The organism is Pseudomonas sp. RL_5y_Pfl2_69, from assembly GCF_963970465.1.
In the GTDB taxonomy this organism is placed as follows: domain Bacteria; phylum Pseudomonadota; class Gammaproteobacteria; order Pseudomonadales; family Pseudomonadaceae; genus Aquipseudomonas.
This window is the reverse complement of the sequence record NZ_CAXAOU010000011.1, coordinates 1-26,342: the sequence shown is the minus strand read 5'-3', so window position 1 is coordinate 26,342 and position 26,342 is coordinate 1. Positions and strand designations below refer to the sequence as shown.

General features: G+C 56.9%; 22 protein-coding genes and 1 pseudogene. 14 read left to right on the top strand and 9 right to left on the bottom strand.

Annotated features, from left to right (window positions below):
* From AACY07_RS18035 to dksA, 6 genes are all read right to left on the bottom strand, one after another.
* Positions 1-1,395, bottom strand: coding sequence for a polynucleotide adenylyltransferase PcnB (locus AACY07_RS18035; RefSeq protein ID WP_339476560.1), 1,395 nt, complete (start codon positions 1,393-1,395; stop codon positions 1-3).
* Between the two features lie 734 nt (positions 1,396-2,129).
* Positions 2,130-3,563 (bottom strand): sigma-54-dependent transcriptional regulator, encoded by a 1,434-nt coding sequence (locus AACY07_RS18030; protein ID WP_339476558.1) that lies wholly within the window; start codon positions 3,561-3,563, stop codon positions 2,130-2,132.
* Between the two features lie 22 nt (positions 3,564-3,585).
* Positions 3,586-6,540, bottom strand: coding sequence for a sensor histidine kinase (locus tag AACY07_RS18025; RefSeq protein WP_219262445.1), 2,955 nt, complete (start codon positions 6,538-6,540; stop codon positions 3,586-3,588).
* Positions 6,524-6,700: a hypothetical protein gene (locus tag AACY07_RS18020; RefSeq protein WP_003176118.1), complete on the bottom strand. Its 177-nt coding sequence runs from the start codon at positions 6,698-6,700 to the stop codon at positions 6,524-6,526. The genes AACY07_RS18025 and AACY07_RS18020 overlap by 17 nt, the downstream gene beginning before the upstream one ends.
* Positions 6,701-6,778: 78 nt before the next feature.
* Positions 6,779-7,666, bottom strand: a complete 888-nt coding sequence (gene gluQRS / locus AACY07_RS18015) for a tRNA glutamyl-Q(34) synthetase GluQRS (protein ID WP_339476556.1) — start codon at positions 7,664-7,666, stop codon at positions 6,779-6,781.
* A 169-nt stretch (positions 7,667-7,835) separates the two neighbouring features.
* Positions 7,836-8,276 carry an RNA polymerase-binding protein DksA gene (dksA, locus tag AACY07_RS18010; protein WP_016783419.1) on the bottom strand — a complete coding sequence of 147 codons (441 nt, stop codon included), beginning with the start codon at positions 8,274-8,276 and terminating at the stop codon, positions 7,836-7,838.
* 322 nt (positions 8,277-8,598) lie between these two features.
* On the opposite strand from dksA, the gene AACY07_RS18005 reads away from it, so the two are divergent.
* Together AACY07_RS18005 and sfsA are read left to right on the top strand one after the other, a co-directional pair.
* On the top strand, positions 8,599-9,771 hold the full coding sequence (locus AACY07_RS18005) for a pyridoxal phosphate-dependent aminotransferase (protein ID WP_339476554.1): 1,173 nt from the start codon (positions 8,599-8,601) through the stop codon (positions 9,769-9,771).
* On the top strand, positions 9,771-10,478 hold the full coding sequence (gene sfsA / locus AACY07_RS18000; protein ID WP_133078283.1) for a DNA/RNA nuclease SfsA: 708 nt from the start codon (positions 9,771-9,773) through the stop codon (positions 10,476-10,478). Before AACY07_RS18005 ends, sfsA begins: the two co-directional genes overlap by 1 nt.
* On the opposite strand, the gene AACY07_RS17995 is transcribed toward sfsA, so the two are convergent.
* Positions 10,461-10,799, bottom strand: coding sequence for a Rieske (2Fe-2S) protein (locus tag AACY07_RS17995; protein ID WP_133078282.1), 339 nt, complete (start codon positions 10,797-10,799; stop codon positions 10,461-10,463). The genes sfsA and AACY07_RS17995 overlap by 18 nt on opposite strands.
* A 177-nt stretch (positions 10,800-10,976) precedes the next feature.
* Here AACY07_RS17995 and AACY07_RS17990 point away from each other — a divergent pair, with 177 nt between their 5' ends.
* The 3 genes and pseudogenes from AACY07_RS17990 to AACY07_RS17980 form a co-directional block, all read left to right on the top strand.
* On the top strand, positions 10,977-11,852 hold the full coding sequence (locus AACY07_RS17990; protein WP_339476551.1) for a heme/hemin ABC transporter substrate-binding protein: 876 nt from the start codon (positions 10,977-10,979) through the stop codon (positions 11,850-11,852).
* A 50-nt stretch (positions 11,853-11,902) separates the two neighbouring features.
* Positions 11,903-12,886: a FecCD family ABC transporter permease gene (locus AACY07_RS17985; protein WP_339476706.1), complete on the top strand. Its 984-nt coding sequence runs from the start codon at positions 11,903-11,905 to the stop codon at positions 12,884-12,886.
* A gap of 47 nt (positions 12,887-12,933) precedes the next feature.
* Positions 12,934-13,653, top strand: a pseudogene (locus AACY07_RS17980) (heme ABC transporter ATP-binding protein); the annotation flags it as partial.
* Positions 13,654-13,887: 234 nt separating this feature from the next.
* On the opposite strand, the gene AACY07_RS17975 reads toward AACY07_RS17980, so the two are convergent.
* Entirely contained in the window at positions 13,888-14,160 is a 273-nt protein-coding gene (locus tag AACY07_RS17975) for a TfoX/Sxy family protein (RefSeq protein WP_133078278.1), read from the bottom strand.
* A 339-nt stretch (positions 14,161-14,499) separates the two neighbouring features.
* Positions 14,500-16,056, bottom strand: coding sequence for a bifunctional aminoglycoside phosphotransferase/ATP-binding protein (locus AACY07_RS17970; protein WP_339476545.1), 1,557 nt, complete (start codon positions 16,054-16,056; stop codon positions 14,500-14,502).
* A gap of 116 nt (positions 16,057-16,172) precedes the next feature.
* Here AACY07_RS17970 and mrcB point away from each other — a divergent pair, with 116 nt between their 5' ends.
* The 9 genes from mrcB to msrQ all read left to right on the top strand — a co-directional run bounded on the left by mrcB (position 16,173) and on the right by msrQ (position 25,993).
* Positions 16,173-18,497, top strand: a complete 2,325-nt coding sequence (mrcB, locus tag AACY07_RS17965) for a penicillin-binding protein 1B (RefSeq protein ID WP_219262448.1) — start codon at positions 16,173-16,175, stop codon at positions 18,495-18,497.
* Between the two features lie 16 nt (positions 18,498-18,513).
* On the top strand, positions 18,514-19,254 hold the full coding sequence (locus tag AACY07_RS17960; RefSeq protein WP_339476542.1) for a tetratricopeptide repeat protein: 741 nt from the start codon (positions 18,514-18,516) through the stop codon (positions 19,252-19,254).
* A 5-nt stretch (positions 19,255-19,259) separates the two neighbouring features.
* Positions 19,260-19,589, top strand: coding sequence for a YqcC family protein (locus tag AACY07_RS17955; protein ID WP_133078330.1), 330 nt, complete (start codon positions 19,260-19,262; stop codon positions 19,587-19,589).
* A 409-nt stretch (positions 19,590-19,998) separates the two neighbouring features.
* Positions 19,999-21,723: an acetolactate synthase 3 large subunit gene (locus AACY07_RS17950; protein WP_339476539.1), complete on the top strand. Its 1,725-nt coding sequence runs from the start codon at positions 19,999-20,001 to the stop codon at positions 21,721-21,723.
* Between the two features lie 2 nt (positions 21,724-21,725).
* Positions 21,726-22,217, top strand: coding sequence for an acetolactate synthase small subunit (gene ilvN, locus AACY07_RS17945; protein ID WP_016783407.1), 492 nt, complete (start codon positions 21,726-21,728; stop codon positions 22,215-22,217).
* A 49-nt stretch (positions 22,218-22,266) separates the two neighbouring features.
* Positions 22,267-23,283, top strand: coding sequence for a ketol-acid reductoisomerase (gene ilvC, locus AACY07_RS17940; protein WP_133078273.1), 1,017 nt, complete (start codon positions 22,267-22,269; stop codon positions 23,281-23,283).
* A 143-nt stretch (positions 23,284-23,426) separates the two neighbouring features.
* Positions 23,427-24,284, top strand: coding sequence for a CDP-diacylglycerol--serine O-phosphatidyltransferase (gene pssA, locus AACY07_RS17935; protein ID WP_019825985.1), 858 nt, complete (start codon positions 23,427-23,429; stop codon positions 24,282-24,284).
* 63 nt (positions 24,285-24,347) lie between these two features.
* Entirely contained in the window at positions 24,348-25,361 is a 1,014-nt protein-coding gene (gene msrP / locus AACY07_RS17930; protein WP_339476534.1) for a protein-methionine-sulfoxide reductase catalytic subunit MsrP, read from the top strand.
* Positions 25,361-25,993: a protein-methionine-sulfoxide reductase heme-binding subunit MsrQ gene (msrQ, locus tag AACY07_RS17925; RefSeq protein WP_339476532.1), complete on the top strand. Its 633-nt coding sequence runs from the start codon at positions 25,361-25,363 to the stop codon at positions 25,991-25,993. Before msrP ends, msrQ begins: the two co-directional genes overlap by 1 nt.
* Positions 25,994-26,342 lie beyond the last annotated feature (349 nt).

Below are 26,342 nucleotides of genomic sequence, written 5' to 3'. Positions count from 1 at the left end.
TTACTCGTCCGCTGCGGCGCTGCGTTTGCGCTTGGCACCACTGGTGCGGCGACGTTTACGCGGTGCAGGCCCGGCGCCGTCATCCTTGGCGTTGCTCAGGTCACGAATCATGTCGCGGCGACCGCTGTCATTGGCGTCCTGATAGTCCGTCCACCACTCGCCCAGTCCATTGGTCTGCTCGCCTGCGCTTTCACGCAGCAGCAAGAAGTCGTAGCCGGCACGGAAGCGCGGGTTGTCGAGCAACATGTCGGCACGTTTGCCGCTGCGCCGTGGCAGGCGCTCCTGCATGTCCCAGATCTCGCGAATCGGCATGGTGAAACGCTTGGGAATAGCAATTCGCTGGCACTGTTCGGCGATCAGTTCGTGCGCGGCTTCCTGCATGGCAGGAATGGGCGGCATGCCTTGATCTTGCAGGCGCAGTACACGGGCCGGCAGGGCAGGCCAGAGCAGGGCAGCAAACAGGAAGGCCGGCGTTACCGGTTTGCCCTGCTTGATCCGCAGATCGGTGTTGCGCAAGGCTTCGCTGATCAGGGTGTGGGTGTATGTCGGATTGTGTTCCAGTGCTTCGGCGCTGGCCGGGAACAATGGGTCGAACAACTCGAGGTCAACCAGCATTTCGAAGGTGTCTGAAGCGTTACCCGAGAGGAACAACTTGAGGACTTCTTCGAACAACCGTGCCGACGGGATTTCGCGCAGCATGGGGGCCAGTTCGCGAATCGGCTCGGCGGTGTGTTTTTCGATGCCAAAGTTGAGCTTGGCGGCAAAACGCACTGCGCGCAGCATGCGCACCGGGTCTTCCTGGTAGCGCTGTTGCGGGTCACCAATCAGGCGCAGCAAGCGGTTACGTATGTCGTGTACGCCATTGGCGTAGTCGAGGATGCGTTCGCTGACCGGGTCGTAGTACAGGGCGTTGATCGTGAAGTCACGACGCTGGGCGTCTTCTTCAAGGGTGCCGTAAACGTTGTCGCGCAAGATGCGCCCGCTCTCGTTACGTGAGGACTGGTTGCTGTCTTCCTCTTCGTCGTTTTGCGGGTGATTGGCACGGAAGGTTGCGACTTCAATGATTTCGCGACCAAAGTGGATATGCACCAGTTTGAAGCGTCGACCGATGATTCGCGCATTGCGAAACTCGGCGCGCACTTGTTCAGGCGTGGCGCTGGTAGCGACGTCAAAGTCTTTTGGCGTGATGTTGAGCAGCATGTCGCGTACGCAACCGCCTACCAGATAGGCCTGGTAACCGGCGTTCTGCAGGCGCTCGACGATGTTGACCGCGTAGCGGCTGAACTGGGCACGTTGCAGCGAGTGTTGGCTGCTGTTGAGCACTTCAGGGGTGCTGCGCAGTTGTTGCGTACGACGCTTGGGGGAACGGAATGACTGGAACAGCTTCTTCAGCATGGGATGCACTGTTTGAAGGAATGTTCGGCCAAAACGAAGAATGACCGCATGATGGGCGGGGATTCTAGCATTTAGTCAGGGGATGGTGTAGGACACTGAGTCGCTCTTGTGAGCGAAGCTGCAGGCAATAGGCAAAAATAGCTGCAAGAGCGTTGAGGTAGAGCCGTGGGAGTTTTTTCTGAATCGCAGGAAGCACAAGGGGAGCCAAAGCTCCCCCAGAATGAATTGCATGCTCTATTTTTATTATTGATTGCGGGCTTTTTGTTTTTGTTAATCGCCCTGGTTACAGAGGTCTTGCCTGAGTAACCCTCCCAATCGGGAGATAAGAGCAAACGGATTGCTTTGGTCGCTGTGTTGATGTGATCCATGATCCAACTAGTTCAGGCTCTGCTTTAAGTGCAGTTTTTGTTGTTCTCTGCCTAGTCGTGGGGCAAGCCCCATTTACAACGCCTCTCCAAAACAATCAGTTAGCTGCGCCTCCGCCGTGTTGTTCTTGTTATGCGTGAGCCGATACGTCTTATTTTTATTGTGTGTTGCTGTGATTCTTATTGTTCTTGTACGAATACATATAGCAGGGGTCGTGCCAACTTTTACACGGGCCAGCAAAATAAGGGGTTTCTAGTGTTTTTGCTTTTTTCAGGGCAAAAAAAAGCCGGGTCATCGTTACCTTAAGACCCGGCTTTTGTTACGTGATTTGACTGAGGTAACAGTTTTTTTACATTTGAACGTGTTACCTAGCCCTCGCTTGGCACGCCGGTTTTGCGCCGAGGAATGCCCAGACGCTGGCGCCGTTCCCACAAGCACTTGCGGCTGACCCCCAGTTTGCGGGCCAGTTCTGTCTCGGTCATGTGGTCCTGGTGCTCAAGTACGAAGTGCTGGAAGTAGTCTTCCAGTGACAGATCTTCGGTCGGATCAAGGCTGGTGTTACCGTTGACGATGCTCTGCTGCGGGGCCAGGCCGATAAAATCATCGTCTTGCAGATCGCTCAGTTCAATATCGATACCCAGCAGTTCAGCCGAAATTTCCGGGCTTTCACACAGGATCACCGCTCGCTCTACTGCGTTTTCCAGTTCACGCACGTTACCCGGCCAGGAGTAATGACTGATTGCCCGCTCGGCATCGGGGGCGAATTTCAGGTCAGTGCGGCCAATGCGGGCACTTTGGCGTGCAAGAAAAGCGTTGGCGATTTCGTTCACGTCAGCGCCACGCTCGCGCAATGCGGGCAGCTTGAGTGCGATGACGTGCAGGCGGTAGTACAAGTCTTCGCGGAACTGACCGACCTTGGCCAGGCTTTTCAGGTCGCGGTGCGTCGCGGCAATCAAGCGTACATCGACCTTTTGCGACTGCACGGAACCTACGCGGCGAATCTCGCCCTCTTGCAGCACGCGAAGCAGACGGGCTTGGGCCTCAAGCGGCAGTTCGCCGATTTCATCAAGGAACAGTGTTCCGCCGTCGGCCGCTTCAACCAGGCCTGCACGGCCAGCGCTGGCGCCGGTAAACGCGCCTTTTTCGTGGCCGAACAGTTCGGATTCGATCAGAGATTCAGGAATGGCTGCACAGTTCACCGAAATCATCGGTGCCTTGGCACGCCGGGAAAGATTGTGCAGGGCGCGTGCAACCAGTTCTTTACCGGTGCCGGACTCGCCCTGGATCAAGACATTGGAGTCGGTTGGCGCGACTTTGCGGATCTTGCTGTACATGTCCAGCATGGGTGGGCAGGAGCCGATGATGCCGATTTCACCGTTGCTGTTATCCACAGCACTTTTGTCGGTAACACCCGGTTTGGCTGGGCGCTCGACAGGTGCGCTCTGGACGTTTTGCCGGTCACGCAGAATACGCGCCACTGCTTGCAGCATTTCGTCGTGATCAAAGGGTTTGGCGATGTAGTCGACAGCGCCCATTTTCATCGAGTCAACAGCCGAGCGCAGGCTGGCATAGCTGGTCATGATCAGCACCGGCTTACCTTGGCCGAGCTTGATCAGCTCGGTGCCCGGAGCGCCTGGCAGGCGCAGGTCGCTGACAATCAAGTCGAACGAGGGGATGCTGAAACGCTCCTGTGCTTCTTGCACCGAGCCAGCCTCGCTGACCTGGTACTGGTTACGCTCCAGTAAACGGCGTAACGCGGAGCGGATGATGGTTTCATCTTCGACGATCAAAATATGCGGCATTGATTCGGTTCTCTCGACGGTCTCAGTTCACAGCGGACGTCGCTTCGACATGACGCGGTAGTGTCACCCGGATACGGGTTCCGCGTTGGCTGTGAATGTCAGCCGGGCTGTCGATGGTGATTTGTCCATAATGCTCTTCAACGATGGAATAGACCAGTGCAAGGCCCAGACCGGTGCCTTCGCCAGGGTCCTTGGTGGTGAAAAACGGTTCGAACAATCGATCCATGATGTTCTTGGGGATGCCTGTGCCTTCGTCTTCCACGATGAGGTCGACGGTGTGCTCGCTGGCTTCGCTCTTGACCCTCACTGCACTCCCGGCAGGAGAGGCGTCGCGGGCGTTGGAGAGCAGGTTGATCAATACCTGGGCGAGTCGTTGCGGGTCGCCGTCGACCCAATGATCAGGGTCGCAGAGGTTATAGAACTGCACCTCGAAATTGCGTCGGTTCAGGGCCAGCAGGCCAATGGCATCCTGTGCCACTTCGGCCAGACAGACGGGCTCGTCATTGTGCTGGTGGCTGCCGGCATGGGCGAAGCTCATCAAGGACTGGACGATGCGCGAGATACGTTTGGTCTGCTCAAGAATCTGGCTGCTGATTTCAGTCAGCTCGCTGTCGTCTTCGCGTTCCTCGCGCAGGTTTTGCGCCAGGCAGGCAATCCCGGTGACAGGGTTGCCAATTTCGTGAGCGACACCCGCCGCCAGGCGTCCGATGCTGGCCAGTCGCTCGGAGTGCACCAGCTTGTCTTCGAGCATCTGGGTTTCGGTAAGGTCTTCGACCAGTAACACCAGGCCGCTGTTACCTGGGGCCAGAGGTTCATCGATCGCGGCTTTGTGCAGGTTGAGCCAGCGAGTCTGGCCATCCAGGGCCAGGTGCTGCTTGTGCAAGTGTTCGTCAGGCAGGTCGATAAAGCCTTGCAGCAACTCTCGCCACGGATCTCCCAGGGTGCTCAGGCGCGAACCCACCACACGCTGGGCCGGGATACCGGTCAATTCTTCCATCGCCTTGTTCCACATCAGGATCTCTTGGTCCTTGGCCAGCGAACAAACGCCCATGGGCAGCTCTTGCAAGGTTTGGCGGTGATAACGGCGCAAGGCGTCGAGTTCGGCTGCCAGCCCCGTCAGGCGTGAGTGGTAGTCCTCAAGCCGGCTTTCAATGAAGTGGATGTCTTCGGTGACGTAGTTTTCGCCGCCCGACTTGTAGGGCAAAAAGGTTTCGACCATGTCCTGGGCAACGCTGGGGCCCATCAAGCCCGAAAGGTTGGCCTCGATACGGTCGCGCAAACGGCGCAAGGCGTAGGGGCGGCGCTCGTCGAACGGTAAGAACAGGTCACGCAGTGCTTGCTCGACTTCTTTTTGTGCCGCCTTGGCGCCCAATGGCTTGGCCAGCTGGGTGGCGAACTCTTGCGGTGAGGCGGCGTGCAGCTCGCGCCGTTGTGGACGGCGTACGTTGTCGACGGCGCAAGCTTCGGCGGCGCTGGCCTCTTCGGGGCTGGCGTTGGTGAACAGCGAAATCAGGGTGAACATCAGGACGTTGGCTGCCAGTGAGGCGATTGCCGCCATGTGCCAGCTGGTGTCGTCCAGCACATAGATCATGTTCAGCCACGGGATGTAGAACCCCTGGAAGTTGCCGATCAGCGGGAACAGCATGCTCGCCATCCACACCAGAATCCCTGCCAGCAATCCGGCAATAAAGCCGCGTCGGTTGGCGGTCGGCCAGTACAGCACCGAGAGCACGCCCGGCAGGAACTGCAAGGTCGCGACGAATGCGACGATGCCGAGGTTGGCCAGATCCTGTTCGGCGCCCAGCAGCAGGTAAAAGCCATAGCCAGCCATGATGATGGCTACGATCAGTGCCCGGCGGGTCCACTTCAGCCAGCGGTAGATGTTGCCCTCGGCGGGTGGCTGATAAAGCGGCAGCACCAGATGGTTCAGGGCCATGCCGGACAGTGCCAGGGTGGTGACGATAATCAGCCCGCTAGAGGCAGATAGCCCGCCGACATAGGCCAGCAATGCAAGGGGTTTGCTGTTGGCGGCGATGCCGATACCGAGGGTGAAGTACTCGGGATTGGTGGTGGCGCCCAGCTTGAGGCCAGCCCATAGAATCAGCGGCACGGCCAGGCTCATCAGCAGCAGGAACAGCGGCAGGCCCCAGCTGGCGCTGACCAGTCCGCGTGGGTTGAGGTTCTCGGTAAAGGTCATGTGATACATGTGCGGCATCACGATGGCCGAGGCGAAAAACACCAGCAGCAAGGTACGCCACGGGCCTTCTTGCAATGGCGTATGCAGAGCGGCGAGGGCGGTCTGGTTTTGCAGCAGCCAGACTTCAAGCTGTTGCGGGCCGTCGAACACACCATAAAGCGCGTAGAGGCCCACCCCGCCAATGGCGATCAGTTTGATCACCGACTCAAAGGCGATCGCGAAGACCAAACCTTCGTGTTTTTCACGGGTGGCGATGTGCCGCGAGCCGAAGAAGATCGTAAACAGGGTAATCAGCGCACAGAAGCTCAGGGCGACGCGGTGTTGCACGGGTTCGCGTGTGAGGATGCTGATGGAGTCGGCCACGGCCTGGATCTGCAGGGCCAGCAGCGGTAACACGCCTATGAGCATGAAAATCGTGGTCAGCGCACCGGCCCATGTGCTGCGAAAACGGAAAGCGAACAAGTCAGCCAGGGATGAAAGCTGATAAGTGCGGGTAATTTTCAGGATGGGGTAGAGCAGCACGGGCGCCAGCAAAAAGGCCCCGGAAACCCCCAGGTAGCTGGATAGAAATCCATAGCCGTATTCGTAGGCCAGGCCCACGGTGCCGTAAAACGCCCAGGCACTGGCATAGACGCCCAGCGACAGTGTGTAGGTCAGCGGGTGGCGAATGATTGCGCGCGGGATCATGCCGCGTTCACTGATCCAGGCCACACCAAACAGTACCCCCAGGTAGGCGGCGCTGATCAGGATCATCTGGGTCAGGCTAAAGCTCATCGGCATCTTTTTGGCTCTGAAGAATAAAGGTCACAACGATCAGAATCAGCCAGAGCAGATAGGGCCTGTACCAGGCACCTGTCGCATCGATCCACCAATCCATGATGGCGGGAGAAAACAGGTAGATCCCGACAACCAGCAACAGGACCAATCGATAGATATACATCCCGCCCTCACTTTTACAGGCCGCATGCCCAAAAACGTGCGGCGATGGTAACGGATGGCTGGCAACCTGCAAGGGTTGTCAGCGTAATTGCGCTTCGGGGAGGGTCAGTGTGCGCGGGATTTTGGCTGGGCTCCAGTGAGCGATGCCCCAATCCAGGACTTCACGCGGGGTGGCGTCGTTCAAGCATTCGTCAGGCGTCTGACCCAGGGCGCGCAAGGCGCGAAGCAGCAATGGTGTTGCCTGCTCGGGCGTCAGGGGCGGCGAGCGGTACGATTTGCCGAGCTTGTGGCCATCGGGTTGCACGATCAGCGGCACATGCAGGTAGCGCGGTTGTGACAAGCCCAGCAGCTCTTGCAGGTAGAGCTGGCGCGGTGTGGAGTCCAGCAGGTCGGCGCCACGCACGATATCCGTCACACCCTGGGCGGCGTCATCGAGCACCACGGCCAGTTGGTAGGCATACAGGCCGTCCCGGCGCCGAATCACAAAGTCCCCCACATCCCGTCCCAGATGCTGACCAAACAAGCCCTGAACCCGATCCTCAAAACGGTATTCGAGCTCGGGGACGCGTATGCGGATAGCGGCGTTTTCCATCGAGTGGCCCGCATTGCGGCACAGCCCCGGGTAAATGCCGTTATAGCTTTCAAGCTGTTTGCGCGAACAGGTGCAGGCGTAAGCCAGGCCCATGCTGAACAGTCGGTTCAGCACTTGGGCGTATGCCTCGTGACGGTCGCTTTGGCGAACCAGTTCGCCGTCCCATTCAAAACCGTAGCGTTCAAGGGCATCCAGAATGGCGGCTTGTGCACCGGGCATTTCGCGGGGAGGGTCGAGGTCTTCCATGCGCAACAGCCAGCGGCCACCCACAGAGCGGGCGTCGAGATAAGAAGCGAGGGCGGCGACCAGCGAGCCAAAGTGCAGGTGGCCACTGGGCGTTGGGGCGAAGCGCCCGATGTAGGAGGGAGCGGTCATGGACGTGGGCCGGTTTTGTGTGGGAACGGGCGTGCTCGCGATGGGGCTACCCGGTTTAGAGCGATTGGCGCGGTAATGCTATCGCGAGCAAGCCCGCTCCCACGCAGGACACAGAAAGTCCAAAAACAAAAATGGGGCGTTCGCACGCCCCATTCAGTCAAGCCAGCGATTACTTGCCGACTTGTTTTTCCTTGATTTCAGCCAAGGTCTTGCAGTCTACGCACATGTCGGCAGTAGGACGGGCCTCGAGTCGACGAATACCGATCTCGACACCACAGGATTCGCACCAGCCGTATTCCTCGTCTTCGATCAGTTGGAGGGTCTTGTCGATTTTCTTGATCAGCTTGCGCTCGCGATCACGGGCGCGCAGTTCCAGGCTGAACTCTTCTTCCTGGCTAGCGCGGTCGGATGGGTCAGGAAAGTTTGCCGCTTCGTCTTTCATATGATCAACGGTGCGGTCGACTTCCTGCATCAAGTCCTGTTTCCACTTTTGCAGAATCTTGGTGAAGTGCTTGCGCATGGGCTCGCCCATGTACTCTTCGCCCTTCTTTTCAACGTAGGGTTCGAAGCCGCTAAGTTGAGTATTCTGTTGCTTTGCTTGTGTGGGCATGAAATGGACCGCCTCTCATTCTTCTAATCCATTGCGCAGGATTGCAACATCACCGGCACCTGCCGGCCCTGCGGCTGCAAGCGGGCGAACTTACCAGATCAAATCGGGCTGCGCTACTCCCGCATGTCTAGCCCGTTGTCAGTGGTTGTGTACAGAGCCTGTGGTGCTTGAGATTAGTGCCTGAATATTAATTTTAGTCGAGCTATGACCAAAGGCTGGGTTGTTTGGTTCTATAGGACGCTTGCCTAAGACAGTAATTAGCTCTCCCTTGTGGCACTGCTTGGGTAGAATCAGGCTTTTGCTTACCCAGGAAGGCAGGCTCATGGCTCAGTCTTACAGTGCGCGCAGCCGCGCAATCGAACCGTTCCACGTGATGGCCTTGTTGGCGCGTGCCAACGAGCTTCAGGCTGCGGGGCACGATGTGATTCACCTGGAAATCGGGGAGCCGGACTTCACCACGGCTGAGCCGATCATTGCCGCGGGGCAGGCCGCCCTGGCTGCCGGAAAAACCCGCTACACCGCAGCCCGTGGCCTGCCGGAGCTGCGCGAGGCGATCTCCGGGTTCTATCAGCAGCGTTATGGATTGAACATCGATCCTTCACGGATTCTTGTCACTCCAGGTGGTTCTGGCGCCTTGTTGCTTGCATCCAGCCTGCTGGTCGATCCCGGAAAACACTGGCTACTTGCAGATCCTGGCTACCCCTGTAATCGACATTTCCTACGTCTGGTAGAGGGAGCAGCGCAATTGGTGCCGGTTGGCCCGGAGGTGCGCTATCAACTGACGTCGGATCTGGTCGAGCGCTACTGGAATCAAGACAGTGTAGGTGCGCTGGTGGCATCCCCGGCCAACCCTACCGGTACGATCTTGAACCGTGATGAGCTGGCGGCACTGTCTACGGCGATCAAGGCCCGCAACGGGCATCTGGTAGTGGATGAGATTTACCATGGCCTGACCTATGGCTGCGATGCGACGAGCGTGCTTGAAGTCGATGACAGCGCGTTTGTGCTCAACAGCTTTTCCAAGTATTTCGGCATGACCGGGTGGCGTTTGGGCTGGCTGGTGGCGCCGCCTGAAGCCGTGGCTGATCTGGAGAAGCTCGCACAGAACCTCTATATCAGCGCGCCAAGCATGGCTCAGTACGCGGCCCTGGCCTGTTTTGAGCCGCAGACACTGGCCATTCTGGAAGAGCGTCGGGCCGAATTCGGGCGGCGTCGTGACTTTCTGTTGCCGGCCTTGCGTGAGCTTGGCTTTGGTATTGCGGTAGAGCCAGAGGGTGCGTTTTACCTGTACGCCGATATCAGCGCGTTTGGCGGCGATGCGTTTGCATTTTGCCAGCACTTTCTTGAAACCCAGCACATAGCCTTTACGCCGGGCCTGGATTTTGGGCGCTTCAAGTCAGGGCACCATGTACGATTTGCCTACACTCAAAGTTTGCCGCGTCTGCAGGAGGCCGTTGAGCGGATCGCCCTTGGCCTCAAGAGCTGGAAAGGCTGATGCGCTTTTCACCTGAACTGGAAGAAGGGCGGCTGATCAAGCGCTACAAGCGTTTCCTGGCGGATATCGAAACCACCACTGGCGAATTGATGACCATCCACTGCCCGAATACGGGCTCCATGCTCAATTGCATGGTCGAAGGTGGTCAGGTCTGGTTCAGCCGCTCCAATGATCCCAAGCGCAAATTGCCGGGCACCTGGGAAATCAGCCAAACCCCGCAAGGGCGGTTGGCGTGCGTGAATACCGCGCGAGCCAATCACTTGATCGAGGAGGCGTTGTTGGCAGGGGTGATTACTGAGCTTGATGGCTTCACTGCACTCAAGCGTGAAGTCCCTTACGGCCAGGAAAAAAGCCGGATTGATTTCCGCCTGGAATACCCCCAAGGCTTTGCCTTTGTAGAGGTCAAGAGTGTGACCCTGGGTTTTGACGATTCTCGTGTCGCTGCATTTCCGGATGCTGTTACGCAGCGTGGTGCCAAGCATTTACGCGAGCTTGCCACCCTGGCGCGTGAAGGGGTGCGTGCCGTTCAGCTGTATTGCGTCAACCTTACGGGTATCGATGCGGTGCGTCCGGCTCAGGAGATCGACCCTGGTTACGCGGCAGCGTTGCGCGAGGCGGTCGCTGCCGGGGTGCAAGTACTGGCGTATGGCGTAAGCCTGACGCCTGATGGAGTGGTGGTTGATCGCCGACTAGACGTCATCCTCTGACACTTGTGGCGTAATCCAGATCCCTTGACTGTCTTCACGGCAGTCAAGGGCTGTCAGAAACTGCCCGGCGCAAGGCCCGGCAACGCATTCACCGCTTTCGATCAGAAACAGTGCCGAGTGAGTCGCGCACTGGATCAGGCTGGCGCTTGAGTCGAGAAACTGATCCGGTTGCCATTCCAGTGTTACCCCGCGATGGGGGCAGCGGTTTTTGTAGGCATACACCTGGCCTTCACGACGAATGACGAGCAGGCTCAGCTCATCCAGCTCGAAGCCACGGCTGGCGCCTTCGCTTAGTGCCTGTGAGGGGCATAAAAACTTCATGGCAATCCTTAATAGCAGCCAAACGGCTGTGTGGTTGACGTGTTTCAGCGTGGGTTAAGAGGTTGACGTGCAAATGCAAACAATTATCAAATGGCGGCTTGCTCTGCGATGTGCTGTTTTCACGGCGTGACAATCCCCTTGTCCCGTTGAGCCCTCTTTTTCAAGGAATGCCCCTGTATGCGCCTGAGTACCCGCCTGATTTCGCTCTGTGCAGGCCTTATGATCAGTCATGCCAGCCTGGCTGGCGAGTTGCCACAACGCTGGGTCAGCGCGGGTGGAGCGCTTTCGGAGTGGGTCAGCGCGCTGGGCGCGGAGTCTAAATTGGTTGGGGTCGATACCACCAGCCAACATCCTGAATCACTCAAGTCGCTGCCCAGCATCGGTTATCAGCGCCAGCTTTCGGCAGAAGGGATCCTGAGCCTGAAACCGGATGTCCTGATCGGCACTGACGAGATGGGACCACCGCCGGTTTTGGCACAGATTCGCGGTGCAGGTGTGCCGGTAGAGATGTTTTCGGCCAAGGCCGATCTTGCAAGCCTTGAAGCCACCTTGAAGCATTTGGGGCGATTGCTGGGTAACGAGGCGCAAGCGGGGCAACTGTTCAATGACTACCAGCAACAACTTGTTCGTCATCAGCAGCAGGTAAAGGCGGCACAAGCCGATCACAAGAAGCCTGGGGTGCTGTTGTTATTGGGGCACGCGGGGGGCAAACCGCTGATTGCCGGCAAGGAGACGGCGGCAGACTGGCTGCTGACTCAAGCTGGCGGACATAACCTGGCCACCCACACCGGCTACAAGCCGTTTTCTGTGGAGGCGCTGGCAGGGCTCAATCCTGAAGTTTTGGTGTTTGCGGATCGCAGTTTGACAGGTGAGGCGGCTCGCACGGCACTGTTCAAGGAAAACCCGGTATTGGCGTCTATCCGTGCGGCTAAAAATGGCCGCGTGTACGAGCTGGACCCAACACTGCTGGTGGGTGGGCTGGGGCCACGATTGCCAGCCAGCTTGAAGCGACTGACAGCAGACTTTTATCCCGCGGCCCCGGCTAACCCATGAGGACCCTGGTTAAACCCCGGTCATTGTTTATAGGCCTGAGTGCCCTGTGCCTGTTGGCGACGTGGTTGTCGCTGGCGCTGGGGCCTGTGAGCTTGCCGTTGTTTGACACTCTGCGCGCTGCACTGAGGTTGCTGGGCATACCGATACAGGGCGAAGGTCTGGAGCAGGCCGAACTGATCCTGGGGCAGATTCGTTTGCCTCGGACATTGCTGGGGTTGGCAGTTGGCGGTGTGCTGGCGTTGTCAGGTGTAGCCATGCAGGGGTTGTTCCGTAACCCGTTGGCCGACCCCGGGTTGGTCGGTGTGTCCAGCGGCGCAGCCTTGGGTGCGGCGATTGCGATTGTGGGCGGATCTGCGTTTGGCGGGCTGCCAGAGTTTATTGGACCCTATTTGCTGTCGCTATGCGCATTCCTCGGGGGGTTGGGTGTAACGGCACTGGTGTATCGGCTGGGGCGGCGCAACGGTCAGACCAATGTCGCCGTCATGTTGCTTGCGGGGATCGCGCTTACAGCTTTGGCCGGTTCGGCGGTCGGATTGTTTACCTATCTGGCAGATGACGCGACATTGCGCACCCTGACTTTCTGGAATCTGGGTAGTCTTAATGGCGCCAGTTACGCGCGGTTGTGGCCCTTGTTGATTGTTACTGCGGGTGTTGCCTTGTGGTTGCCTCGGCGAGCAAGTGCGCTCAATGCGCTGTTGTTGGGAGAGTCGGAGGCCAATCATCTTGGGATCGACGTCGAAGGCCTTAAGCGCGAGCTGGTCTTTTGCACGGCCTTGGGTGTGGGCGCTGCTGTGGCGGCGGCAGGCATGATTGGTTTTATCGGGCTGGTGGTGCCGCATCTGGTACGGCTGCTGGCAGGGCCTGATCACCGCGTGCTGTTACCTGCTTCCGTGCTGGCAGGTGCAGCGTTACTGCTGTTTGCCGACTTGATTGCACGACTGGCCCTGGCACCGGCAGAGCTGCCCATCGGGATTGTTACCGCATTCCTTGGGGCGCCGTTCTTCCTTTACTTACTGTTGCGAGGTCGCCACTGATGCTGCGTGCGGAGAATCTGCAGATCCGTCGTGACCGGAAAATCGTGCTGGCGGATGTCACTCTTGATGTACGTCCGGGTGAAGTGCTGGGCGTGCTGGGCCCCAATGGCGCGGGTAAAAGCACACTGCTGGCCGCGTTGTGCGGGGACTTGGCTCCGAGTGGGGGGCAGGTCTGGCTGGACCAGCGAGTCCTGGGCAACTTCAAGGGCGCGCAACGGGCCCAGCGTCTTGCGGTCTTGCCGCAAACCTCTACCCTGGATTTCGCCTTTCGTGTTGAAGAAGTAGTGGGTATGGGGCGACTGCCACATCAGACAGGTCGGACCCGCGATTCAGAAATCATTCACGCAGCGTTGCAGGCGGCTGACGTTGAGCACTTGGCGGGGCGCAGCTATCTGGCGTTGTCGGGTGGTGAGCGGCAACGGGTGCATCTGGCGAGGGTGCTGGCGCAATTATGGCCAGGTCAAAGCGGGCAAACCCTGTTGCTCGATGAGCCGACCTCCATGCTTGACCCTTTGCATCAGCACACGACGCTCAAGGCCATTCGTGCGTTCGCGGACCGCGGAGCGGCGGTACTGATCATCCTCCATGACCTGAATCTTGCCGCGCGTTACTGCGATCGTCTGTTGTTGCTTGAGGAGGGACGTCCCCGTGCCCTGGATTGTCCGCAAAAGGTGCTGCAGCCGGACGCGCTAAAAGCCGTTTTTGGTCTGGACGTTTTAGTGCAGCCCCACCCGGAGCTGGGCTGCCCGATGGTGATTGCCCGCTGAGCAGGTAGCGTCAGTCATTTGGCTGGCGCTTTTCGGCAGGCAAAAAAAGACCCGGCAAGAGCCGGGTCAAATAACCGTGATTAGCCTGATGAGGAGATTTTCTGAGAGTCCGAACCAAGGGCCTTTCAGAAGATCGACTGGTCTCGCGACCAGATGGCGTAATCATAACAATTCTCATTACCATGTCAACAACTGATTTTTACCGTTCATCGTGCGAGTTGGGAATGAGTCACTTCAGGCTTTTTTCAACGTGGCCAGGTGATCCACCTGCTGGTTCAGCTCTTCTTTGCGCTGCGCGGGGATATCGTTCCAGTGAACATCCAGCAAGGCTCCTTCAATCGCATACAGCAATACTTTAGAAGCCCTGAAGCCCCGGGCCTTTACTGCTCGATATGCATCAACAGCCCCCAGACGTCTCAAGTCCGAGGCGCTGTGAATACCAACAGCGTGAAGCCATTGCGCTGAGGTCTTCCCAAGATTTTTCAAATGCTGGAGTTCATCATTCATCAGCTCTCCTTGCGACGGCGTGAGCTCAGCGTTTATGGGGCATTTTGATTCTACGAAGTGTAGCGCTCAGTAGGAAAACCGCAGTCCGTTAGTCGGTTTTGGAACAAAGGATTGGCTCTAAACAACAAGGATTTTGTCAGAAGATGGCGGAGGCGTAGGGGATAGAGCGTCTGAGGTGGTGCAACCCTGCATGATCCCTTGCACTGCATGTGTGCTGGATCGGGTGTCGTAATTGTATTGCCGGCAGTGCTGGTGAGTACGAACACTGAAGGCAACTCAATTTCACCGGTGCTTAAGTGAGCCGTGAAACCATTGCGGTTTCACGGCTGGCGCGAATCCTTACAGGCCTGGCAAGCGCTGGCGAATATCAGCGATCAGGGTGTCGAGGCTTTTGCTGTTGTGGGTTTCAACACATTTGCTGCGCAGGATTTCATCGGCGCCCAGGGCTTCGCGACTGGCTTGCTGTGCCTTGACTACTTCCAGAGTGGCGTCAGAAGGGTCGGTGCCAATGGACTTGCGATGGGCCAGCCAGCCTTCGATCACGGCGTCTGGCGCTGTGCAGTCAAGGATCAGGCAAGGCACGCCGGTGGCTTCTGCTACTTGAGCGGCGGCATCGCGCTGTTCACGCTTGAGGTAGGTAGCGTCGATCACCACGGGGAAACCCGCACGCAGCACGATGCCAGCCAGTTCATGCAGCTTGTTGTAGGTAGCAGTGCTGGCGTCGGCATTGTAAATGCCATCGCCTACCGCGTTTTCAGTGGTCTGCTGTCCGAACAACTGCTTGCGGATAACGTCTGAGCGCAGACGAATCGCCCCCAGTGCCTCGACAAGGCGCATGGCGACTGAGCTTTTGCCTACAGCCGAAACACCGTGGGTGATCGTCAGGAAGCGTGAAGGGATAGTGCTGTAGCTTTCCGCCAGATTGGCGTAATTGCGGTACTGACGCAGTGTGGCCGCGCGCTGAACAGGGCTGGCTTCTGCTGGCATGCTGAACAGGCTGATTTTGGCGCGAACCAGTGCACGGTAGGCTTTGTAGAAATTCAGCAGCTCCAGGCCCTGATAATCGCCTGTCAGTTCCAGGTACTGGCTGACAAACCGTCGAGCCAGCGACTTCAGGCCACGGTCTTCAAGGTCCATCGCCAGAAAAGCGGTGTCGGCATACACATCGGTAAAGCGGAAAGGCTCGTTGAATTCAATGCAGTCGAAAATCACTACCTTGCCATCAATGATGGTGGCGTTGCCCAAGTGAATGTCACCGTGGCATTCGCGGATGAATCCCTGTGCCTTGCGCTGCTCGAACAACGGCTTGAGGCGGGTAAAGCTTGCTTCTGCCCAGGCCTGGAGCGCGTCCAGTTGCAGCAGGTCAGCTTTGTCCGAAAGAAATGGGCGAATCTGATCGAAGTTCTGACGGACAGGATCCATCACGGCTTCTGGAGTACCTTGGTAGTGTTCAGCAGGAACGTGGGGCGCCTGAGTGTGGAACTGGGCGATCTGCTGGGCCATTTCGTCGACATGGGCGGCATTGAGTTCGCCGTTGGCTTGCAAGGTGCTCAGCAGCTGGCTTTGCGGGAACTGACGCATTTTCAGCACATATTCGATGGCCGGGCCTTCGCCGCCCAGTGCTGGCGCTTCGGCAGTACCGGTGATCGGCAATACGTCGAGGTACAGCCCTTCGGTCAGGCGCTGGTTCAGGCGCAGCTCTTCATTGCAGAAGTGCTCGCGACCGCTGAGCTCGGTGAAGTCCAGAAAGCCAAAGTTGACGGGCTTCTTAAGTTTGTAGGCGTACGGCCCCGTAAGGATGACCCAGGAGATGTGCGTCTCGATAACCTGAAACCCATCGACTTCATGGGGGTAGAGGTCCGGGTTTTGCAGGGCGGCAATCAGGTTCTGGCTCACGGTTGATCCTTCAAGGTCTGGAAAATTCGATGCGCCATTATGGCGGCTGATAGCGGGAGTGCAAACCGCCGGGCTGCGCATGATGAACATGAATAAAGTGCGTATAATCTCGCGCCATGACTCGTACCCGATCTCCTCGTTCTCGTTCCAAACGTCCTTCTGGCGGCCTTCGGCCCTGGCTGGGCTGGGCAATCAAGCTCAGTCTGGTCGGTCTGGTGGTGCTGGCAGGTTTTGCCGTCTATCTGGATGCCATCGTGCAGGAGAAGTTCTCCGGCAAGCGCTGGACCATCCCGGCCAAGGTGTATGCCCGACCGCTGGAGCTGTTCGTCGGCCAGAAGCTGAGCAAGAATGACTTCCTCACGGAGCTCGATGCGCTGGGCTACCGCCGTGAAAGCGTGGCCAATGGCCCTGGTGCCGCAGCAGTCAATGGCAACACGGTCGACCTCAATACCCGTGGCTTCCAGTTTTATGAAGGTGCTGAACAGGCACAGCCGGTACGTGTACGTTTTTCTGGTGACTATGTAGCAGAGCTGTCATCGACCAATGGTTCCAAGCTGCCTGTAGTGCGCCTTGAGCCGTTGCTGATCGGTGGCCTCTATCCGAAAAACCTCGAAGACCGGATCCTGATCAATATCGATCAAGTGCCGCCGTTTCTGCTTGAGACGCTGGTAACGGTAGAGGATCGCGATTTTTATCATCACTTTGGCGTGTCGCCGAAGTCGATCGCACGTGCCATGTGGGTCAATACCTCGGCCGGGCAAATGCGTCAGGGCGGCAGCACATTGACCCAGCAGTTGGTCAAGAACTTCTACCTGACCAACGAGCGCAGTCTGAGCCGCAAGTTGACTGAAGCGATGATGGCCTTGTTGCTTGAGATGCATTACGACAAGCGCGAAATCCTTGAGGCGTATCTCAACGAAGTGTTTGTAGGTCAAGACGGTCAACGGGCTGTTCACGGCTTTGGCCTGGCCAGTCAGTTCTTCTTCAGCCAGCCGCTGGCCGAGCTCAAGTTGCATCAAGTGGCGCTGTTGGTAGGCATGGTCAAAGGGCCATCTGCCTACAATCCGCGACGCTACCCTGAGCGAGCGCTTGTTCGCCGTAATCTGGTACTCGACTTGCTGGAGCAGCAAGGTGTTGCAACGCCTGAGCAAGTGGCTGCTGCCAAGAAAATGCCACTGGGCGTGACCACACGTGGCAGCCTGGCAGACAGCTCGTTCCCGGGTTTTCTGGATCTGGTAAAGCGTCAGTTACGTGAAGATTATCGAGACGAAGACTTGACCGAAGAGGGGTTGAGGATTTTTACCAGCTTCGACCCGATCCTGCAGATGAAGTCTGAAGCCGCAATGGGTGAGACCTTCAAGCGTCTGACCGGGCGTAAGGGTTCGGATGAAGTGGAAGCCGCAATGGTGGTCACGAATCCCGAAACCGGTGAGGTTCAGGCCCTGATCGGCAGCCGTGCACCGCGCTTTGCAGGTTTTAACCGTGCCCTGGATGCGGTACGGCCTATCGGTTCGTTGATCAAGCCTGCGGTGTATCTCACGGCGCTTGAGCGGCCGAGTCAGTACACGCTGACCAGTTGGCTGTCAGATGATCCGTTGTCGATCAAAGGCGCGGACGGTCAGGTCTGGAAGCCTCAGAACTATGATCGGCGTTCTCATGGCACAGTTTTCCTCTACCAGTCGATGATGAACTCCTACAACCTGGGTACTGTAAGACTGGGGCAGGAAGTCGGCGTGCCTAATGTGCTCAAGACCTTGGCGCGACTGGGGGTTGAGCGTCAGTTCCCGGCGTTCCCGTCCATGTTGCTGGGTGCCGGTGCATTGAGCCCGATGGAAGTGGCGACCATGTATCAGACCTTGGCCAACGGCGGCTTTAATACGCCGATGCGCGGGATTCGCAGTGTACTGACAGCAGAAGGCGAGCCACTCAAGCGCTATCCGTTCCAGATCCAGCAACGCTTCGATCCGGGCTCTATCTTCCTGATCCAGAATGCGATGCAGCATGTAATGCGCGAAGGTACGGGGCGTTCGGTTTATAACGTACTGCCCAGGAATCTTGCGTTGGCAGGCAAGACCGGTACCAGTAACGATTCGCGTGACAGCTGGTTCGCAGGTTTTAGCCAGGACTTGCTGGCAGTGGTCTGGCTGGGTCGCGACGACAACGGCAAAACGCCGTTTACCGGCGCAACCGGTGCTCTGCAGGTGTGGACCAGCTTTATGAAGAAAGCTGACCCGCTGCCGCTCGATATGCCTCAGCCCGATAACATTGTTCAGGCCTGGATTGATCCGCATACGGGTCAAGGATCTGACGCCAGCTGCCCTGGCGCGGTACAGATGCCGTATATTCGCGGCAGTGAGCCGCCAGCGGGGACCAGTTGTGGCGGGCAGGCGCCTGCTTCAGGTGAGGCCGTGATGGATTGGGTCAAGGGCTGGTTGAATTAAGCAAAGAGGGTTTTACGTGAATAAGTTGTGGATTGCGGCTGTTTCAGCCCTGGCTTTGCTCAATGGTTGTGCCAGCGTGCCTCAGGGTTCGATCCCTGTGGTCGATTCTGGTGTGGCGGTGTCGAATAACGAACGAGTTTCGGCCCAGCGTACGGCTGGAAATTATCCACAGGCCACCGCGCCGCGTGCCGCTCAGGCGCGCACGATTACCGAGGACTCGGGCGTTGTCGTGATGATCCCGGGTGGCGCTGCAAGCGTATCTACGCCGATCAGCACTCAGCCGTTCACGCCCGGACCGATTACGCCTGGCCCGGCGGCAGCGCCGATCAGCACGGGCAGCTATACACCGGGTAATACGTACAGCGCCCCGGCACCGATTACGCCAAGCGGTATTCCATCGAGCAGTAGCGGCGTTCTGGCTGCCGACGAGCAGCTGGATGGTCCAGTGCTGGCGTTGCTCACCACGGCTCAGCAGCAACAGTCGAGCGGTGACTTGAATGGCGCTTCGTCGAGTCTTGAGCGTGCTCAGCGCGTGGCGCCTCGTGAGCCGCAAGTACTCTATCGCTTGGCGCAAGTGCGGATGGCACAAGGTGACGCCGCTCAGGCGGAGCAGTTTGCCCGTCGCGGTTTGACATTCGCCAATGGTCGTCCGGACCTGCAAGCCAGCCTGTGGGGCTTGATTGCCCAGGCGCGTGAGAAACAGGGCGATGCTGCAGGCGCTGCACTGGCCCGTCAAAAAGCCAAGGTCAGCCTCTGATGGTCATGGATTCCCGTACTCCTGAAGTCGCCGGGTTCTTGTTGCTCATCGAGCAGGAAATGCGCATGCAGGGGTTGTGGAGCGACAAGGTTCCTACGGAGCACGACTTGTCCAGCCAGGAGCCGTTCAGCGTCGACCGGCTCGATTTTGAACTGTGGGTGCAGTGGATCTTCCTGCCGAAGATGAAAGTCATTGTTGAGCAGGGCCTGCCACTGCCAAATGTTTCGGGTATTCGGCATATGGCTGATCAGGTTTTTGCTCAGCGTCGCGGAAACTGGAAGCCACTGCTCAAGCACTTCGAAGGTTTTGATCTGCTGATTAGCCCCTCCGCCTGAGGTCATGGCTGCCAGTTTTTACTGTCAGCCATCCATTTTCTTGTCAGTTTCTGTCATTTCGCGCGTTTTTTTGTGCGTTCCTGTCAATTTATGAAAATAAATCTCATAGATGGCTTGACTTGGGCAGGCCTAATGACAAGAATCGAAGTCCCGCTGTAGAGGGACTGCCAGAAGCAGACCCTCTCAGCAGATCATGAGGCGCACACCCGCGCCGACCTGCTACACCCGCAACGCGTTACCTCGCGCTGGGTGGGAAACCCCCGCAACACTTGGGGAGCTCCCAATACTTGCTCAGTCAGTGCTGACGTAGTCGGCGACCACCGTCGCTCATGCTCTGCTGAAAAGTAAACCTATTAAGACCCGTTCGTATTTTTGTGAACGGTATTCTGGCGTTTTAGAGGTGAACAACGTGGAGCTTTTATCTGGCGGTGAGATGCTCGTGCGCTTTTTGCGCGACGAAGGTGTCAAATATATCTACGGGTACCCTGGTGGTGCTCTGCTGCATGTCTACGACGCTTTGTTCAAAGAACCGGAAGTTACCCACATCCTGGTTCGCCACGAACAAGCGGCTACCCACATGGCTGACGGCTATGCCCGTGCAACGGGGAAGGCCGGTGTAGTTCTGGTCACTTCCGGACCGGGAGCTACCAACGCCATTACCGGGATTGCCACTGCCTACATGGACTCCATTCCGATGGTGATCATTTCTGGTCAGGTGCCTAGCACCATGGTCGGGACTGATGCTTTCCAGGAAACCGACATGATCGGTATCTCCCGGCCCATCGTGAAGCACAGCTTTATGATCAAGCATGCTTCGGAAATCCCTGAGGTCATGAAAAAGGCGTTCTACCTCGCTCAATCCGGCCGTCCTGGTCCGGTTGTGGTCGATATCCCGAAAGACATGACCAACCCGGCCGAGAAGTTCGAATACGTTTTCCCGAAAAAAGCCAAGCTGCGTTCTTACAGCCCGGCCTTGCGTGGCCACTCAGGCCAGATTCGCAAGGCGGCAGAGATGCTTCTGGCAGCCAAGCGCCCTGTGCTTTATGCAGGCGGCGGCGTTATTTTGGGCGGCGGTTCGGCACCGCTGACCGAGCTGGCAAAAATGCTCAACGTGCCTGTAACCAATACGCTTATGGGCTTGGGTGCCTACCCTGGCACTGACCGTCAGTTCGTCGGGATGCTCGGCATGCATGGCAGCTTCACTGCCAACATGACCATGCACAATGCTGATGTGATTCTGGCTGTAGGCGCACGTTTTGATGACCGCGTAATCAACGGTCCGTCCAAGTTCTGCCCGAACGCCAAGATCATCCATATCGATATCGACCCGGCGTCCATTTCCAAAACCATCAAGGCCGATGTACCGATCGTGGGTCCGGTGGAGAGTGTACTCACCGAGATGGTCGCAATCCTCAAGGACATTGGCGAGAAGCCAAATCCTGAGGCAGTTGCCAGTTGGTGGAAGCAGATCGACGAATGGCGTGGCGATCGCGGCCTGTTCCCTTATGACAAGGGTGACGGCAGCAAGATCAAGCCTCAGGCTGTTATCGAGATGCTTTGCGAAGTGACCAAGGGTGATGCGTACGTAACATCCGATGTGGGTCAGCACCAAATGTTTGCGGCCCAGTATTACCGCTTCAACAAGCCTAATCGCTGGATCAACTCTGGCGGCCTGGGCACGATGGGGTTCGGCTTCCCGGCGGCGATGGGCGTAAAACTGAGTTTCCCTGAGGCTGACGTTGCCTGTGTAACAGGCGAGGGCAGTATTCAGATGAACATTCAGGAACTGTCGACGTGTTTGCAGTATGGCTTGCCAGTAAAAATCATCAGCCTCAACAACGGCGTGCTGGGAATGGTGCGTCAGTGGCAGGACATGAACTACGGCAGTCGTCATTCGCATTCGTACATGGAGTCGCTGCCTGATTTCGTCAAGCTGGCTGAGGCTTATGGGCATGTAGGTATCCGGATCACTGATCTGAAAGACCTGAAGCCAAAGATGGAAGAAGCTTTTGCCATGAAGGATCGCCTGGTGTTCCTGGATATTCAGGTTGATACCAGTGAGCACGTTTATCCGATGCAGATCAAAGATGGCTCCATGCGCGACATGTGGCTGAGCAAGACGGAGCGTACTTAATCATGCGGCACATTATTTCCTTGCTTCTTGAAAACGAACCGGGCGCCTTGTCTCGCGTTGTTGGGCTTTTCTCGCAACGTAACTACAACATCGAAAGCCTGACTGTAGCGCCAACCGAAGACCCGACTTTGTCGCGTCTGACGCTGACCACGGTGGGCCATGATGAAGTGATCGAGCAGATCACTAAAAACCTGAACAAGCTGATCGAAGTGGTCAAGCTGGTTGACCTGTCGGAAAGTGCTCATATCGAGCGTGAACTGATGTTGGTCAAGGTCAAGGCAACGGGTGCACAGCGCGCAGAAATCAAACGCACCACGGACATATTTCGTGGGCAGATCGTTGATGTCAGCGCCAGTGTGTACACCGTGCAGTTGACAGGAACCAGTGAGAAGCTCGACAGTTTCATTCAGTCGATTGGTACCGCCTCGATCCTTGAAACAGTTCGCAGTGGCGTCACCGGGATTGCCCGTGGCGACAAAGTACTCAGCATCTAAAACTAACAAATGCTAATTGGCCTGAATGGCCTGGATATAAGGGAAAATCATGAAAGTTTATTACGACAAAGACTGCGACCTTTCGATCATCCAGGGCAAAAAAGTAGCCATTATCGGTTACGGCTCCCAGGGTCACGCCCAAGCCTGCAACCTGAAAGACTCCGGCGTTGACGTTACTGTTGGTCTGCGCAAAGGTTCGGCCACTGTCGCCAAGGCTGAGGCTCACGGCCTGAAAGTGACTGACGTTGCCAGCGCTGTTGCCGCTGCAGATCTGGTCATGATTCTGACCCCGGACGAATTCCAGTCGGCGCTATACAAAGACGAAATCGAGCCGAACATCAAGAAGGGAGCCACACTGGCTTTCTCCCACGGCTTCGCTATCCACTACAACCAGGTTGTACCGCGCGCTGACCTTGACGTGATCATGATCGCGCCAAAAGCACCGGGTCACACCGTGCGCTCCGAGTTCGTAAAAGGCGGTGGCATCCCTGACCTGATCGCGATCTATCAGGACGCGTCGGGCAACGCCAAAAACGTAGCCTTGTCATACGCTGCTGGCGTTGGTGGCGGTCGTACCGGCATCATCGAAACCACGTTCAAGGACGAAACCGAAACCGACCTGTTCGGCGAGCAGGCTGTTCTGTGTGGCGGTACTGTCGAGCTGGTTAAAGCCGGTTTCGAGACCCTGGTTGAAGCAGGTTATGCGCCAGAAATGGCTTACTTCGAGTGCTTGCACGAGTTGAAGTTGATCGTTGACCTCATGTACGAAGGCGGTATCGCCAACATGAACTACTCGATCTCCAACAACGCCGAGTACGGTGAGTATGTAACCGGTCCTGAAGTGATCAACGCAGAGTCCCGTCAGGCAATGCGTAATGCTCTGAAGCGCATTCAGGATGGTGAATACGCGAAGATGTTCATCACCGAAGGTGCTACTGGCTACCCATCGATGACCGCCAAGCGTCGTAACAACGCCGCTCACGGTATCGAAGTCATCGGCGGGCAATTGCGCTCGATGATGCCTTGGATCGGCGCGAATAAAATCGTCGATCAAACAAAGAACTAAGTTTTAGCCTGTAGAGAAAACGCGGCCTAGGCCGCGTTTTTTCGTTTACGCGACAGCTTCTGGTATAAAGCAGGATCGTTTGCGGGTGTGTGCTGGCCCCAAGCTTCCACCGAAACTTTCCATATCGTTGCAAGGTAATGTCCATGAGCGAACGTCCCGAAGAGCCAAAAGCGGCTTCAGACGCCGATAGCCTGCTGCCTATCGATGAGCATGTCGAAGAAGGGCATGACGCCGAAGGCCGTAAAGTCCGGCATCGTGGTATCTATCTGCTGCCGAACCTGTTCACCACCGCGAACCTGTTCGCCGGTTTTTATTCGATCATCAGCTCCATGAGTGCGCAAAGCGCGATGAGTGCGGGTGATGCTGCAGGAGCAAGCAAGTATTTTGCGTTTGCTGCTATCGCGATCTTTGTCGCAATGGTGCTGGACGGTCTCGATGGCCGCGTAGCCCGTATGACCAATACTGAAAGTGCTTTTGGCGCCGAGTACGATTCCTTGTCGGACATGGTTGCCTTTGGCGTTGCGCCTGCATTGCTGGCCTTTGGCTGGGCCCTGGGTGATATGGGCAAGGTGGGCTGGATGGTGGCTTTCATCTATGTCGCCGGGGCCGCATTGCGTCTGGCGCGTTTTAACACCCAGGTAGGTAAAGCGGATAAGCGTTACTTCATAGGTCTGGCCAGTCCGGCTGCTGCTGGCGTAGTGGCGGGTATCGTTTGGGCGTTCAGTGATTACGGAATCCAGGGTTCGAAAATGTCGTTCCTGGTTGCGTTGCTGGTGGCTGCAGCCGGTATGCTGATGGTCAGTAATATCAAGTACAACAGCTTTAAAGAGCTGGATTTGAAAGGGCGCGTTCCTTTCGTAGCCATCCTGGCGGTAGTGTTGGTGTTTGCTGTTGTGTTCAGCGACCCGCCGCGCATCCTGTTGTTGGCATTCCTGGCGTATGCGGCATCGGGACCTATCCAGTACTTGTTGCGTTTGCGCCGTAACAAAAACGCCGAGTGATGTAATTTCTCCCATACTCCGTAGTCTATTGGTGCATCAGTCCTCCAATACTGCGGAGTTGTCATGCTTATCAAGCTTCCTAAGGCGTCCGACTGCAAAGAGTCGGACGTTACGCCTGAATCCTTCTATTTTTCCCGTCGTGCATTACTTGGCAGCTCGCTTGCCGGATTGGCTGTGGGCGCGCTACCGCGTTGGGCCAGCGCCGAAGATGCGGTGCGTTACGCGGATGTCGAGCCGGGCAGGGCGCCGGCCTGGTTTGCCGATAAGCTCCCGCAGACCAAATGGCAGGCTGTCACGGTTAGCGGTGAGGCGATCACGCCTTTCAAGGACGCAACGCACTACAACAACTTCTATGAGTTCGGGACCGACAAGGGGGATCCGGCGCAGAATGCTGGTGCCTTGAAAACCGAGCCTTGGACGGTGGTAGTGGATGGGGAAGTGGGCAAGCCGGGTCGCTATGCCCTTGAAGACTTCATGAAGCCTTATCAGTTGGAGGAGCGGATCTATCGTTTGCGTTGCGTAGAGGCCTGGTCAATGGTTATTCCATGGATGGGCTTTCCCATATCGGCATTGCTCAAGCAGGTGGAGCCGACGTCGAAAGCCAAATACATACGCTTTGAAACCTTGCAGGACCCGAAGGTCATGCCGGGGCAGCGCTCGGGTTTCGCCTTGATTGACTGGCCCTATGTTGAGGGGTTGCGTCTGGATGAAGCGATGAACCCGCTGGCGATTTTGGCAGTGGGCATGTATGGGCGCGAATTGCCGAATCAGAATGGAGCGCCGCTACGTTTGGTCGTGCCTTGGAAGTACGGGTTTAAAAGTGTGAAATCCATTGTGAGAATCAGCCTGGTGGAGGAACAGCCGAAAACCACTTGGCAGAGCATCGCTGCGGATGAGTACGGCTTCTACGCAAATGTGAATCCGCAGGTCGATCATCCGCGATGGACGCAGGCCCGTGAGCGGCGTCTGCCGAGCGGCCTGTTCAGTCCTAATGTGCGTGATACCCAGATGTTTAACGGGTACGCGGATGAAGTGGCTTCTTTATATGCGGGTCTCGATTTACGGAAGAACTACTGATGAAGTTCCTTTCTTGGCGTATTGGGGTCTTTGCAGCAGCGGCTGTGTGGCCTTTGTACTGGCTTTATGAAGCCTGGATCTTTGCCTTGGGCCCGGATCCGGGAAAGGTGCTGGTTGATAGGCTGGGGTTGGGGGCGCTTATTCTGCTGCTGGTAACACTGAGTATGACGCCGATGCAAAAGCTTACGGGGTGGCCTGGATGGATTGCAGTGCGTCGCCAGATAGGCTTGTGGTGTTTTGCCTATGTGGTGCTGCATGTGTGTTCATACCTGACTTTCGTGCTTGGGTTTGACTGGTCGCAGCTGGGTGTGGAGTTGCGCAAGCGGCCCTACATTATTGTGGGTGCTCTGGGTTTTCTGTGTTTGCTGGCCTTGGCAGTGACTTCAAATCGATACAGTCAGCGGCGGCTGGGTGCGCGCTGGAAGAAACTCCATCGTCTGGTGTATGTGGTTGTAGGATTGGGGTTGCTGCATATGCTGTGGATTGTGCGGGCGGACCTCAAGGAATGGTCGATTTATGCCTTTATAGGTGTGTGCCTGCTGATGCTGCGAATACCCGTGGTAATGAGTCGAATTCCGCGTCTATATAAGAAGAAACCGATATCGGTATCAAGAGTGAAAATTAACCCTTGACTCAGATCTGTAACGGCCTATAATTCGCCCACTTCCGGCGCAGTCGAAACGAAAAACTCCTTGAGTTTCAATGAGTTGGATTGGTTTTCGGTGGTGTCAGCTTCAAGTCATCGAAGCAGGAAATGAGGTGTTGACAGCAGCGTGCAACGCTGTAGAATTCACCTCCCGCTAACGAGAGATCGAAAGCGCAAGTGGTTGATGTTACAGAGGAAACTTTGAAAGCATCTTAAAATAACCGCTTGACAGCAACAGAGGCTGCTGTAGAATGCGCGCCTCGGTTCAGCGAAAGCTAACCAACCGCTCTTTAACAACTGAATCAAGCAATTCGTGTGGGTGCTTGTGGAGTCAG